The 14316-nt window shown below is 44.1% G+C and carries 15 protein-coding genes; all 15 read left to right on the top strand.

Features of this window, described 5'->3' with window-relative positions:
- Positions 1-21 precede the first annotated feature (21 nt).
- The 15 genes from kal to B5D48_RS06010 all read left to right on the top strand — a co-directional run bounded on the left by kal (position 22) and on the right by B5D48_RS06010 (position 14299).
- Positions 22-414 carry a 3-aminobutyryl-CoA ammonia lyase gene (kal, locus tag B5D48_RS05940; RefSeq protein ID WP_036888699.1) on the top strand — a complete coding sequence of 131 codons (393 nt, stop codon included), beginning with the start codon at positions 22-24 and terminating at the stop codon, positions 412-414.
- 23 nt (positions 415-437) lie between these two features.
- Positions 438-1265 carry a 3-keto-5-aminohexanoate cleavage enzyme gene (kce, locus tag B5D48_RS05945; RefSeq protein WP_023937616.1) on the top strand — a complete coding sequence of 276 codons (828 nt, stop codon included), beginning with the start codon at positions 438-440 and terminating at the stop codon, positions 1263-1265.
- 53 nt (positions 1266-1318) lie between these two features.
- On the top strand, positions 1319-2359 hold the full coding sequence (gene kdd / locus B5D48_RS05950; RefSeq protein WP_023937615.1) for an L-erythro-3,5-diaminohexanoate dehydrogenase: 1041 nt from the start codon (positions 1319-1321) through the stop codon (positions 2357-2359).
- Between the two features lie 220 nt (positions 2360-2579).
- Positions 2580-3818 carry a lysine 2,3-aminomutase gene (gene kamA, locus B5D48_RS05955; RefSeq protein ID WP_023937612.1) on the top strand — a complete coding sequence of 413 codons (1239 nt, stop codon included), beginning with the start codon at positions 2580-2582 and terminating at the stop codon, positions 3816-3818.
- Between the two features lie 208 nt (positions 3819-4026).
- Positions 4027-5877 carry an AMP-dependent synthetase/ligase gene (locus tag B5D48_RS05960; protein WP_036888846.1) on the top strand — a complete coding sequence of 617 codons (1851 nt, stop codon included), beginning with the start codon at positions 4027-4029 and terminating at the stop codon, positions 5875-5877.
- 186 nt (positions 5878-6063) lie between these two features.
- On the top strand, positions 6064-6738 hold the full coding sequence (locus B5D48_RS05965) for a phosphatidylserine decarboxylase family protein (RefSeq protein WP_023937608.1): 675 nt from the start codon (positions 6064-6066) through the stop codon (positions 6736-6738).
- A gap of 34 nt (positions 6739-6772) precedes the next feature.
- Positions 6773-7546: a CDP-alcohol phosphatidyltransferase family protein gene (locus B5D48_RS05970; protein ID WP_023937606.1), complete on the top strand. Its 774-nt coding sequence runs from the start codon at positions 6773-6775 to the stop codon at positions 7544-7546.
- Between the two features lie 10 nt (positions 7547-7556).
- Positions 7557-7820: a DUF4834 family protein gene (locus B5D48_RS05975; protein ID WP_042120273.1), complete on the top strand. Its 264-nt coding sequence runs from the start codon at positions 7557-7559 to the stop codon at positions 7818-7820.
- Positions 7821-7992: 172 nt separating this feature from the next.
- Positions 7993-8574, top strand: a complete 582-nt coding sequence (locus B5D48_RS05980; protein WP_052115635.1) for a M15 family metallopeptidase — start codon at positions 7993-7995, stop codon at positions 8572-8574.
- A 104-nt stretch (positions 8575-8678) separates the two neighbouring features.
- A complete protein-coding gene (locus B5D48_RS05985; RefSeq protein WP_159445546.1) occupies positions 8679-9380 on the top strand; it encodes a hypothetical protein in 702 nt (233 codons plus the stop codon).
- A 20-nt stretch (positions 9381-9400) separates the two neighbouring features.
- A complete protein-coding gene (locus B5D48_RS05990) occupies positions 9401-10939 on the top strand; it encodes a YifB family Mg chelatase-like AAA ATPase (protein ID WP_023937600.1) in 1539 nt (512 codons plus the stop codon).
- A gap of 834 nt (positions 10940-11773) precedes the next feature.
- Entirely contained in the window at positions 11774-12274 is a 501-nt protein-coding gene (locus tag B5D48_RS05995; protein ID WP_023937596.1) for an RNA polymerase sigma factor, read from the top strand.
- 20 nt (positions 12275-12294) lie between these two features.
- Positions 12295-12801, top strand: a complete 507-nt coding sequence (locus tag B5D48_RS06000) for a hypothetical protein (protein ID WP_023937595.1) — start codon at positions 12295-12297, stop codon at positions 12799-12801.
- 180 nt (positions 12802-12981) lie between these two features.
- Positions 12982-13341, top strand: a complete 360-nt coding sequence (locus B5D48_RS06005; protein WP_143742817.1) for a DUF6108 family protein — start codon at positions 12982-12984, stop codon at positions 13339-13341.
- A 43-nt stretch (positions 13342-13384) separates the two neighbouring features.
- Entirely contained in the window at positions 13385-14299 is a 915-nt protein-coding gene (locus B5D48_RS06010) for an outer membrane beta-barrel protein (RefSeq protein WP_023937593.1), read from the top strand.
- Positions 14300-14316 lie beyond the last annotated feature (17 nt).

Raw genomic sequence — 14316 nt, forward strand, 5'->3', positions numbered from 1 at the left:
GTCAACAAATACATATTAAAGATGAACATGGAATCGATGATTAGACTGCGGATGTCTTCGCAGGATGCTCACTACGGTGGCAATTTGGTGGATGGTGCTCATATGCTCGCTCTTTTTGGAGACGTGGCAACAGAGTTATTGATTATGCATGATGGCGATGAGGGCCTGTTCTGTGCATACGACAACGTGGAGTTCTTAGCTCCGGTATATGCCGGTGACTATATCGAAGCAGTAGGTCGTATTACCTCTGTAGGCAATTCTTCACGTAAAATGGAATTTGAAGCCCGCAAAGTCATCAAGCCTCGTCCTGACATCTCTGACTCAGCTGCTGATGTATTGGCTGAACCAATCGTTGTTTGCCGGGCTTCCGGTACTTGTGTAGTACCCAAGAAATGCCAACGTATCGAGCACTAACAAAACCAAACACTTAATACAGTATGGAAAAACTAATTATCACCGCTGCCATCTGTGGAGCAGAGGTGACGAAGGAACAAAACCCTGCCGTACCCTATACGGTAGAGGAAATTGTGCGAGAGGCCAAATCCGCTTATGATGCCGGAGCTGCGGTAGTACATGTGCATGTACGCGAAGATGATGGGACTCCGACACAGAGTAGAGAGCGTTTCCGCGTCTGCTTGGATGCCATTCGCAAAGCTTGCCCGGATGTTATCCTGATTCCTTCCACCGGAGGAGCAGTAGGGATGACTGCTGAAGAACGTCTGCAACCGACAGAGTTGTTTCCGGAAATGGCAACATTGGACTGCGGTACCTGTAACTTCGGTGACGAAGTATTTGAAAATACAATGCCCATGATGCGTGCTTTCGGAAAACGCATGATCGAAAACAATATCAAGCCTGAGTATGAATGTTTCGAAATGGGACATCTCGACACCGTAGTACGTATGGCTTCTAAGGGAGAAGTACCAGGAGCTCCGATGCAATTCAATTTTGTACTAGGAGTCCCCGGCTGTACTCCAGCTACAGTAGAGAACCTTGTATGGCTTGTGAACAAAATACCGGCAGGATCAACTTGGACAGCTACTGGTATCGGTCGTCACGCCTTTACACTGGCAGCTCCGACAATTGTGATGGGTGGTCACGTGCGTGTAGGTTTCGAGGACAATCTGTACATATCGAAAGGCGTGCTTGCCAAATCCAATGGGGAATTGGTGGAAAAAGTAGTACGCTTGGCTAAAGAGTTGGGTCGCGAGGTCGCAACCCCCGCTGAAGCTCGAAAAATATTGGGTCTTAAACCTTTGGCATGACTCGGTAGATGTAAAAAGAAAAAATTGCAACTCAATTATTCCATAGATCAAAAATGAAAAAAGGAAACAAGTACGGTACACATCGTGTACTCGAACCAAAAGGCGTATTGCCTCAACCAGCAAATAAGATTGACAACAACATGGATGAGATCTACGACAACGAGATCCTCATCGATGTAAAAACACTCAATATCGACTCTGCTAGCTTTACTCAAATCGAAGAACAGGCCGGTGGCGACAAAGCCAAGATTGCCGAGATTATGCTGGACATCGTAGCTAAACAAGGCAAGCATCGTAATCCTGTAACTGGATCCGGAGGAATGCTACTGGGTGTGGTAGAAAAAATCGGTGATGCTCTCATTGGCAAAACAGACCTAAAAGTAGGAGACAAGATCGCTACTCTGGTTTCTCTCTCCTTGACCCCCCTACGTATTGATAAAATAAAGGACATACGTCCTGACATCGATCAAGTAGATATTGATGGCAAAGCAATCCTCTTTGAGAGTGGCATCTATGCCAAAATTCCTGAAGATTTGCCCGAAAACCTTGCTCTTTCTGCATTGGACGTAGCCGGAGCTCCTGCACAGACAGCCAAACTCGTAAAGCCTGGAGATACAGTGCTCGTGATCGGTGCCGGAGGAAAAAGTGGCATGCTCTGCTGCTATGAAGCTCAAAAGCGTGCTGGCGTTACCGGTAAGGTGATCGGTCTCTGCCATAGCGAACGCAGCACCAAGCGTCTGCAGGAACTGGGTTTTGCCGATGTTGTATTCTCTGCTGATGCTACCCAACCTGTACCTGTGATGGAGAAAATCTCTGAAATCACCAACGGAGAAATGTGTGACATCTGCATCAACAACGTGAACATTCCTGACACAGAGATGACCAGTATTCTTTGTACTAAGGATACCGGGCTCGTATACTTTTTCTCTATGGCTACGAGCTTTACCAAAGCTGCGCTTGGAGCCGAGGGTGTCGGTAGCGATGTGAAGATGCTTATCGGTAACGGTTACACCAAGGGACATGCAGAAATTACTCTGCAAGAACTTCGTGAGAGCGAAAAGCTGCGTAAAATATTTACTGACCTTTATGCTTGAGGCGTACCTCCAGTAAAGAAATTCAGAAAGAATATTTCAATCGAGAATTATGCTCAACTCTCTTTATATGAATAGCACGATGTATCCGACTGCAAGTCGGATACATCGTATGTTTGTGCAGAGAAGAGCCGGGCTCAAACGAAATATCTCGGCCGGGCTCTCACTGACTCTGCCTCCGGGATAACTCACTTGATTTATCATAAATAAAATCAACTTACTCATGACCGAAAGTAGAAAGCAGTACTATTTCCCCCACGTGTCAGAAGAAGACTGGAATGACTGGCACTGGCAAGTACGCAATCGTATAGAGACACTGGACGAACTGAAAAAGTATGTTTGTCTGACTCCTGAAGAAGAAGACGGTGTGCGTGAGTCCCTCAAGACTCTCCGCATGGCTATCACTCCATATTACCTCAGCCTCATCGACCCTGAAGATCCGCACGACCCTGTGCGAAAACAGGCCGTTCCTACAGCACAAGAACTAATTCGCTCTGAGGCAGACCTTCTTGACCCCTTACATGAAGACGAAGACTCACCCGTACCAGGACTAACCCATCGTTACCCAGATAGAGTGCTCTTCTTGATCACGGACATGTGTTCGATGTACTGCCGTCACTGTACTCGCAGACGCTTTGCTGGGCAAAAAGACGATGCTTCACCCACAGAACGCATAGATAAATGTATAGAGTACATCGCTCGCACTCCACAAGTGAGAGATGTCTTGCTCTCCGGTGGCGATGCATTGCTTGTGAGCGATAAAAGATTGGAGTACATCATTTCCAGACTTAGGGAAATTCCTCACGTAGAGATCATACGAATAGGTTCGCGTACTCCGGTGGTATTGCCTCAGCGTATCACCCCGGAATTGGTGCAAATGCTGTCTAAATACCACCCTATATGGCTCAACACGCACTTCAACCATCCCAACGAAGTTACTCCGGAGAGTAAAGCTGCCTGCGAAAGACTCGCCAACGCCGGTGTTCCATTGGGCAATCAGTCGGTGCTGCTTCGTGGCATCAATGACTGCACAACCGTGATGAAAAGGCTTGTTCACGAGCTGGTGAAAATACGTGTACGTCCCTACTACATTTATGTATGTGACCTTTCGCAAGGTATCGGACACTTCCGCACTCCGGTGTCGAAAGGTATTGAGATCATTGAAAATCTCAGAGGACATACCTCCGGGTACGCAGTACCCACTTTTGTTGTAGATGCACCGGGAGGAGGAGGAAAGATCCCCGTAATGCCAAACTATGTTGTATCTCAAGGGCCACACAGAGTTGTACTGCGCAATTACGAAGGAGTGATCACCACCTACACTGAGCCAGAGGACTACAAGGAAGAATGTCACTGCCCTGATTGTAAACAAAAGCAAAAAGAAGGGGTTGCAGCTTTACTTGCCGGTCAAAAATTGGCAATTGAACCCAAAGAACTTGCACGTCACGAACGAAACAAATAATCCCCTCTCTTTCCCTGAATGCAGGAGAAGAAAAGAAAACAGCCTCACAAGTCGATCAATACGATTTGTGAGGCATTTTCGTGAAAAGAACATCCAACCATCTACACACAGTATCTCTTTGCATCAATTCTTCATCGAAAAAAGAAACGGAGAAACGAATCCTCCAGCAAAGTGTTATCTTTATGCCCGATCGAAAAATAGCTTAACTATGGAGATATACCATTTAGCAGAACTACCCCTTCGCTTAGCTGAAAAAAATCCAACACGCACTGCCTTATTATATCACGATGCAGAATCTGATCAATGGCAAAAAGTGAATTGGCAAAAAATGAGTGATATGACACTCGGTGTTGCCAAAGCCTTAGCCGAAGTGGGAATAGAGGAACACGCCAGGGTTGGGATTTACTCCCAAAATATGCGTTACTACCTCTGGGCTGAGTTGGGTATCTTCATGATGCGTGCCATCAGTGTACCTCTTTATGCAACCTCCTCTCCAGAACAAATAGACTTTGTAGTGAGAGATGCTGGTATAGAACTCTTGTTTGTAGGCGAACAGTTTCAATACAACAACGCATTCAAAGTACAACAGTCTGGAGCCGGCATTCGTATGATTGTTATCTTCGACAGGAATGTGGCAAAGAATCCGGCAGACAGTAGCTCTTTGTACTTCGATGAATTTGTCAGACGAGGTGACTCGATGCCCAACGAAACAGTAGCTAAAGTACGCAGTGCCCAAGCTCTCGAATCGGACTTGGCGACAATTATATACACAAGTGGGACTACAGGCAATCCTAAGGGAGTGACAATAGCCCATTCGGCTATCATGTGGCAAGTTAGAGTACATCAAGAAATTTTCCCAACACTCGGACACAAGGATACGAGTATCAGCTTCCTTCCATTAAGCCATATATTCGAAAAGGCATGGACCTATTTCTGTCTCTCTATACAAGCCAGAGTCGCCATTCTTTCCGATCCCAAAAAGATACTTACAGCACTGCCTCAAATCCGACCAACACTGATGTGTAATGTTCCTCGTTTTTGGGAAAAGATTTATCAAGGAGTAAATGAGAAAATCGCTTCTTCACCAGTCATGATGCAGCGAATATTCCGGCACGCCATATTGATCGGGAAACGCTACAAGCTTGACTATACAACAAACCTCAAAAAGAAGCCACCAGTCCTTCTATCGTTGGCTTACCAATTCTACAGTCACACCCTCTACAAGCTGTTACGAACCAAAGTTGGACTGCAACGAATCCGTCTCTGCCCCACGGCCGGAGCACCTCTTTCATTGGAAGTAAATCGCTTTTTGCAGTCAGTAGGTTTCCCCATTATAGTGGGCTATGGCTTGAGTGAGAGTTGCGCCACCGTATCATGCTATCCAGAAAAAGGATTTGTTCTGGAATCCATTGGTGAGGTAATACCTGGCATGGATGTAAAAATAGACCCAGAAACAAGAGAAATACTTCTGAAAGGTCATGCCGTTACTAAAGGGTATTACAACAATCCAAAGGCTAATGCAGAAGCCTTTACAGAAGACGGTTGGTTTCGCACCGGGGATGCTGGAAGGCTGGAAGGTCGCACTCTCTTCTTCGAAGAACGTATCAAAGATCTATACAAAACAGCCAATGGAAAGTACATTGCACCACAAGCAATTGAAGGACTACTTGCTACTCACCCCATAGTAGAACAAGTCGCAATCATAGGAGACTGTTACAAATTCGTAAGTGCCCTCATTTACCCCAATTGGGATAAGTTGAGAGAAGAAGTGCGAAAGAGAGGAATGGAGGTAGATGGCAAGACTAATGCTGAACTTAAGGAGGAACATGAAGTGCAGCGTATTGTAATGTCTCACATAGAGAGTGTACAATCATCTCTGGCCCAATTTGAAAAAGTAAAACGAATTACCCTTCTTGAAGAACCATTCTCAATAGAACGGGGAGAATTGACCAACACGCTCAAGCTTAAGAGAAAAGTTGTGTTAGAACATTTTGCCAAAGAAATTGCGGCAATGTATGTAGATGCTCCCATTGTAGGACCAGATGGTCGCCCGTATTAGATTTGTATATGTAAGACAAAATCCTTTGTGATTTCTCTTACCTAATCAGGAGGGGCTTAGCAATGATTGCCAATAGGCTCCGGGTTAGCGATATATGTGGTATCGGACATCAGTAAAAAAGAAGTAATTTTGCGCTTGTATTAGGGTTTCAGATTTACCGAGTAACACGTGTTTGTGTACTGAATCATGAAAGTAAATAAGGAAGGAATTGGTCTGCTGTCAGCTCTCGGAGTCGTACTGTTGGCCATCAACATAAGTATGTACAGTTTCACTGGAGCGGGATGGCTCTTTGGGATCGTGCTTGTTTTTTGTGTATTGTTTTATCTACTGGTGCTGAACTTCTTCCGGCAACCTAAGCGAGTCTGCCCTTGTATTGCTGATCAGCATGCAATCATAGCTCCTGCAGATGGTCGCATCGTGGCCATAGAAGAAGTGGAGGAGGTAGAAATATTGGGAGAACGTCGTTTGCAGGTTTCCATATTCATGTCTGTTTTCAATGTGCATGCAAACTGGTTTCCTTGCCACGGCATCGTAGAGTACGTCTCTCACCACGAAGGTCGCTTTATGGCCGCCTATCTACCGAAAAGCAGTACTGAGAATGAACGTTCAAGTGTTGTAATCCGTACTCTTCATGGCAACTACCGCCTATTGGTACGGCAAATAGCTGGAGCATTGGCCAGACGTATTGTCACATATGGGGAACCAGGAGACAACTGCAATCCTGATCAACACTTAGGATTTATCAAATTCGGGTCTCGCGTAGACCTCTATCTGCCACTAGGCTCCCAAGTGAAGGTGCAAATGGATCAGCCAGTGGTAGGGAATCAGACTGTCATTGCTTATCTACCCCAAAATGCCTAATTAGATATTTCTTTGATATACATTTTCCGAGTTCATGAATATCATCAAGCATATCCCTAACAGCATTACTTGCTTAAATCTGCTATCAGGTTGTGCAGCCATCATAGCAGATTTGGTCTATGCCTCTCCCGGCTGGGCAGTGGTATTCATTGCACTAGCTGCTCTTTTTGATCTGCTGGACGGTATGGCAGCTCGGCTACTGCACGCAAGTTCTGCAATTGGAGCAGATTTGGACTCTCTGGCTGATGTGATTAGCTTCGGCTTAGCCCCTGCGGTACACGTCTTCGCGCACTTTTCGCTACACACAAGTGTGGATCTACAAGGCAAGGATCTAGGATTATTCGATATTGTGGCTCACCCCGCAATTGCTGTCGCATTAGCTTCTCCTGCTTTCTTGCTGGCTGTATTTGCAGCCATCAGGTTGGCTAAGTTCAACAATGACAAAAGGCAACACAGCTCTTTTATAGGGTTACCTGTACCAGCCAATGCCCTATTCTGGATTGGGTTTATTGCATTGGACAGCAATCAATATCACATCACCGCATTCCTTCCCGACCTAATGCCAGTCTTTCTTTATCTACTACTCATCCTTATGTCCTACCTAATGGTATCCAAAATACCAATGTTCTCATTCAAGGTTAAACATCTGAGATGGAAAGATAATGAGTATCGATACTCTCTCGTAATCATATCCCTTCTGCTGATCGGGATCCTTGGAATTGGAGGGCTTTCCCTTGCGATTATTTGCTATATCCTGCTCTCTTTGGCTTATCACAAGCTAAGCAAGAAAATGTCTTCTAACTGTTGATACCCTCAAAATGGAATTTCTTCTTGTTGCTATTGTCCTTTTTTTCTTCCTCTATCTACTGAGGCCCTTAATCTGGAGATGGCTCTCTGGGCGAGCCATAAAACATCTGAACAATATGTTTGGGCAACAACAAGCGCAACAAGAAAGGAAAGGAAAAAAACAGAGTGAAATGTCTGGATCTACGATTAAGAAGAAGGTAGATCTCAAAGAAATAGACAAAAAACGATTCGACAAAGGAGAAGGTGAGTATGTCGATTTCGAAGATGTCAAATAACCGAGACTCAATACAAGTCTCTTTCCATTTAAGAACTCTATTGACCGTACTTCTGGTACTATTGTTTTCTTTGTTCCCAGCTGTGCTGAGGGCGACCGAATCTCCTCAAAAAATTGCTAAAAAGGAGTCGGAGATCAGTATTGATGATAGCCTATCCATTCGGATGCAACAAATGGGCTTAATTGATGTCCAACAGCTAGATAGTAGGATATTAGTCGACTTAAAATATGCCAGCTGCGACAACTTTGCAAAAACCAATATGTATGGGTCAATAGGCAAAGCGTACCTTGAGCCTGGATTCGCACGACGAATTGCTAAAGCTCAAGCCCTACTTTCTCGATCAAAACCTGGATTTCACCTGCTCATCTACGATGCAGCTCGACCTCTTAGTGTCCAAAAGTATATGTACAGTCTGGTGGCAGACACTCCACTCAAGGTCTATGTGGCCAATGGTAAACGTGGAGGTCGGCACAACTATGGTGTAGCTGTAGATCTGACCATAGCCAACGCGCAAGGTCAGCCTATCGACATGGGTACCTCTTTTGATCACTTCGGAATAGAAGCCCATGTAGGACGGGAAGTTTTTCTAAGCAGGAAGGGGTTGATTTCAGCTGAAGCTGTCAGAAATAGGGCTCTACTCAAGCGAATAATGGAACAAGTAGGCTTACGCCCTTACAAAAGAGAATGGTGGCACTACGAAGAACGGATTTCAATGAAAGAAGTAAGAATGAGATATAGATTACTTGACTTCTAATCTTCCCAAATAGATTCCCCTCCAGATGCCTCCATCTACAAAAACAACTCAGCACAAAATCCATACAAGATCAATATCTTCCCGAATCAGAATCGTTTAGCATGATGAGAAAGACTTTATTGTCCTGGTGTTTGTCAGGCTTATTACTCTGTGTATTGCACATCTCTTGCCACCGTCACTCCAACTGTCTGCATCTCTCCATAGATCAACTCACTGATAGTTTGGTAGTTCTTCGTTGGCATGGGAATTCCACTACTCATACCGACAGTCTGTATGCCAAAGATGGCAAACTGGATTGGGAAACTAAACCTGATACTTCTATCTTTCGTTCTCTCGTAGTTTCCTATAACCACGGACAGCAATTTCGCCTATACAACTTCTATCCACAGACCTCTTGGCAAGAACAGACCATAACCAATGAAGCAGGTATCAATCATGATGTCCTTGAAATCGATTCCTTGGATCTGAGTGTACGGACATTAGGAGGACAATACATAAAAACAGACAGTTTGGCCCTAGAAATTCTTGTCAGTCTACCTGATCAGGTCTTTGACTCAATACAACTCAAACGGCTACAAGAAAAACAGGCTCTCTTGAAGAAACCAGATTATTTTCTCTCCTGTATCCTTACTCCCTCTGATAGTATTGCAAAAGCTTCGGTCAAAAAGTGGGCATTAGACAAAGGATCCGTTTGCTCCGACATTAAGGATCAAACAATGCGTATAATCCAACGTTTCGAGATCAGGCATTTACCGGCTTTAGTAAGTATCGACACCACAAATAAAGCTCGGCGTATATACTTGTAACAATCTATTTTCAGACTATTATGTTGATCAAAACCTATGCTGCTGCACTACAAAGTATACATGCTGCCACTGTCACAATAGAGGTTAATATTACCAGAGGATCATGGTTTCAACTCGTTGGGCTGCCTGATACAGCTGTGCGAGAGAGTCATGAGCGGATCAAAAGTGCAATAGAAACCTCCGGATACAGATTTACGGATGAAAATGTCATAGTCAACATGAGTCCGGCTGATCTTCGCAAAGAAGGAGCCGCCTACGATCTCCCTCTGGCAATAGGTATCCTTGCCGCTTCTGAGCAACTTCCCGGAGAAGGTTTATCACATATGATGTTGATGGGAGAATTAGGTTTGGATGGTACTCTCAAACCCATTAAAGGAGCTCTACCAATTGCCTTATTAGCACGTAAGGAGGGTTATCGACACCTGATTGTACCTCGAGCCAATGCACAAGAAGCAGCTGTTGTAAATAAGCTAAAAGTGTATGCAGCTGACAGCTTGAAAGACGTATGCCGTTTTGTCTCCGAAGGAGAAGGGCTGGAGTTAGTCGAAGTAGATACGAGAAAAGAATTCTACAAAGGACAAAGAAAATATGATATAGACTTCGCGGATGTTCGAGGACAAGCTCATGTAAAAAGAGCTCTGGAAGTCGCTGCAGCAGGCGGGCACAATGTACTTATGGTTGGCAGTCCTGGTAGTGGCAAGTCAATGATGGCCAAACGCATACCCAGTATACTCCCCCCTTTGAATTTGTCCGAGTCATTGGAGACAACGATGATCTACAGTGTATCAGGGAAATTGGAAGCCAACACTACACTAATGACTATGCGTCCGTTCAGAGCTCCGCACCATACTATTTCCCCTGTAGCACTCGTAGGTGGGGGGAGCAACCCGCAACCCGGAGAGATCAGTTTAGCACACAATGGGGTCCTTTTCCTCGATGAATTGGCAGAATATAATAGGGCCGTATTGGAAGTCATGCGCCAACCTTTGGAGGATCGTAATATCACCATTGCCAGAGCTAAATATACGGTGGAATACCCAGCCTCTTTCATGCTGGTCGCCGCAATGAATCCTTGCCCTTGTGGCTATTACAATCATCCCTCAAGAGAATGCTCCTGCTCGCCCCATGCTATCCAACGCTATTTGGGACGTATCTCAGGTCCATTGCTGGATAGGATCGATATACAAGTAGAAATCGTACCTGTGCCATTCGAAGAAATCTCCAATAACCAACCGGCAGAAACAAGTGAAAACATCCGAGATCGAGTATTAAATGCCCGCAAAAGACAAGAGGAACGTTTTGAGAAAATCCCCGACACTTATTGCAATGCCCAAATGAGTTCTTCTCAAGTACGCAAGTATGTTCAGCTAGACAGTGAAAGTCTACAGAAACTAAAGCTGGTAATGGAGCGCTTTGGTCTATCAGCCAGAGCCTATGATCGTATCTTACGAGTAGCCCGGACAATAGCCGACTTAGAAAATTCCAATGAAGTAAAATCTGCACATATTGCCGAGGCCATAGGATACAGAAATTTAGACCGTTCAAATTGGGGACAATAATTACACTTACTACTCACTCAACTCTCATCATCCTCTCTCTTTTTGAATTGATATAACCAAACACTTTTACTCTACCCATTATCCAATAGGTCAAAAGAAATCTTCTCATTGAAAAAGCCTTGTATAGCATTTGGATACTACGTACAAGGCTGGATATAAGTAAAATAGTTCTCTTATCTATTTACTCACCCCTTAAAGAGGCATTTAAGCAAGAAAGTATTGGCAAATGGTGCCTCGCTTATTATTTCGATAAGCACTCAATTCTCTCGATTACTCGGTATCTTTTTTGTCGATCGCTCAGCATCTTTTCCAGGAAGCATCTAATGAGCACATCGAAAGCAGCTAAGCTTTCAGGCAAAAGCAACTAAGCTTTCGGACAAAAGCAACTAAGCTTTCGGGCAAAAGCAATAAAGCTTTCTCAAAAAAGCAGCTAAGCTTTCTCCGAAAAGCAATTAAGCTTTCGGACAAAAGCAATAAAGCTTTTAGGCAAAAGCAACTAAGCTTTCGGGCAAAAGCAACTAAGCTTTCGATAAAAAGCAACTAAGCTTTTAGGCAAAAGCAACTAAGCTTTCGGACAAAAGCAACTAAGCTTTCAGGCAAAAGCAACTAAGCTTTCGGACAAAAGCAATAAAGCTTTTGATCGATTGCTCAATGGCTTTTGGAGTTTCTTTCGTCATGGACAGATCTTTCGTTATTGAAATAGGCTGATAGAGAATAGGTTACCTGAGAAAAAACAAGCCACACAACTCACGCTAAGGTAGAGTCTGAAGAGAATGCATCAAATAAAATCTTGAGAGATGATAGATTTGCGAGAAATAATCGTCTTATGAGTGTATGCAGAAGCAAGAATTCATAGACAAAGTGGTCTGTCTCTCCTCAAAACTGGAGCGTATAGCCCGGTCCATAGCTGGAGATGAAGACGAGGCCAAAGATCTGGTACAGGAGGTATTGCTTCGACTTTGGCTCAGCAAAGAAAGACTGGCACATTACAACAATATAGAAGCTTTGGCATCAGTCATGATCAAGAATAAAGCCATAGATAGCCTGCGTAAGCAACAGAGAATAAGCATCTGCGATGATATGTCAGACTTAGTAAGTCCAACTACAACAGAAACAGCTTTAGAACAAAATGAACTGGGGCAACAGCTTCGTCAGGCAATCGCAATGCTACCCAAACTGCAGCGAATGACCTTCTTTCTGAAAGAAGTACAAGGGTACGAAGCCGAAGAGATTGCCCAAATCATAGGATCTGGTGTAGAGACCGTCTACAACAATCTTTCCCGAGCCAGAAGGAAATTAAAGGAGAATTTATTGCGTGCAGGTGTAAACAATTAAAAGAAGATAAAGAAACTAGGATGCAAAAAAATATAGCTCATATCCAGTATTCGGAGATGCAACCCTTAATTGAGAAATATCTCGAGGGACGTACCAACAAGAAGGAAGAAGATCGATTGAGACTCTATTTCTCTTCTGATTCGGTAGATCCGAGGCATCAATATCTTAGTACTTTATTTACACTAGCTCCCACCTTGGTAGCTCAAGAAGTAGAAGCTACAGATCTGGCAGAATCTCTACCCTCTCCCCCCGAAAGTCGTAACTTGTTTTCTTTTAGAAGAATCGCCTCATGGACATCGGTGGCAGCGGTAGTAGCTTTCGCCCTCACATTAGGGATCACACAATATAAGAATCAACACTCTTTCAATGATTTTGGTCACAGTTATGTGATCGTAGCTGGAGAACACATAGACAACTCCATTTTGGCCGAACATATGGCTCTTGAAGCCCTTGACGCAACTCAAACTACTCAACATCAGGATATTGTGGACTTTCTTTTGCCTAACAAGCCAACCCAACCTAAATAAATCTATACAAGTACAATGCACACGATTCTTATAAAACCCTTATTCGACGGCTTATTGAGACATAAAAAGGCCGTGAATAGACAAGCCTTCTGCAGTTTGTTTCTTCTATTGACAGCTCTACTATTGGGGTCTGGACTCGCTTCTGCACAGCAAACGAGCCCACAAGCTTCTGAAGCAATAATGTGGAAATATCGTAAAAGCTCAAATGCCACTTTCGTACAAGTAGGAGAGACTGCTTTGAGCGAGTATGGAGCACGATATTGCCGCACATTGACTCTGCGTCCGGTGAAACTCTCACAACTGAAAAAGATTGAGAAGGCAGTTGCCACCGACAGAGAAGAAGCAAAAGTCGTGAAAGAAGTAATAGATAAGGGGCGATTGGTATCTGGCTACTATGAATACGAAATCGACCGCCAAGGCTTTAAGAGCTTTCTTATCTATGTCTTCCGTACAGATCAGTCTGTCTATCTCATCACCTTATCTGGCAAACAAGGAAGTGATGAATTGGCAGAGCAACTAAGATCTAGAGCCGAAGAATGAACTAAAGAAGACAAACCAAACACCAAAGAAAAATAATATCATCATGAAAACTAAACCAGTACTTTCATCGCTTTCCTTGAGCTTACTTCTGTCCGTCTCGGGTGTTTCGGCTGAAGCTCAATCTTCTGTCGATACGCTCCGGATGGGCAATCGTACTATTGTGGTCAAGGAGGACAAAAAAAATATCAACGTGCAAATGTTCTCGACAGATCCATCTGGAAAAAGTTTTGAGAACAAACAGATCTTCAAAGGAGTGTACCTGAACGGACGCAGTATGGAACAACACTATACCAGCTCCATACTGGGGACATTACGAATCTCTCTGGAAAAGCCGGTACGACATAAAAAAAGAAAAGAAAAACCTCGCTACATGAGCAAAGTTTTCTCGGCAGGAGGATTTGGTTTGGGAGCTGCCATCTTACTCGGAGACGGGAAAGAGCATTTGCTCAATGCCGCATCCTTGCGTTATACCATAGGTTTGGCTTCAATATCAATGCCTCTAAGCAAACACTGGGTATTCAAACCTGGGGCGAACATCGAGTTCAACTCAATCCACATGGACAAGGACTATGCCTACCATCAGCAACAAGATAAGACAGTCTTACTTCCTGCTCCTGAAGGAGAAAAATACAAAACTAGCCGCCTACATATCACCTATCTTACTTTCCCAATCATGATACGCTATCGTACCGGAGAATACCTGAATTTCGGTATTGATTTTGGTCCCGAACTAAAAATTCGCACAGCTTCCAGCTCCAAAGTTTGGCATAGAGGCCAGAACGGATACACCAAATTAGGATCAGACTTATTCCTAAACACGGTAGGCGTGGGTCTAAGAGCACAAGTTTCACACGGAAATATAGGCTTCTACGGCACCTATGATTTGACACCGACCTTCAGGAATGGGTATGGTCCCAGCAACAATATATTGTCAGTGGGAGCTTTCCTAAATCTATAAGAATAAAACTCCTTAAT

This window comes from Porphyromonas crevioricanis (genome assembly GCF_900167225.1).
GTDB classification, from domain to species: Bacteria; Bacteroidota; Bacteroidia; order Bacteroidales; family Porphyromonadaceae; genus Porphyromonas; species Porphyromonas crevioricanis.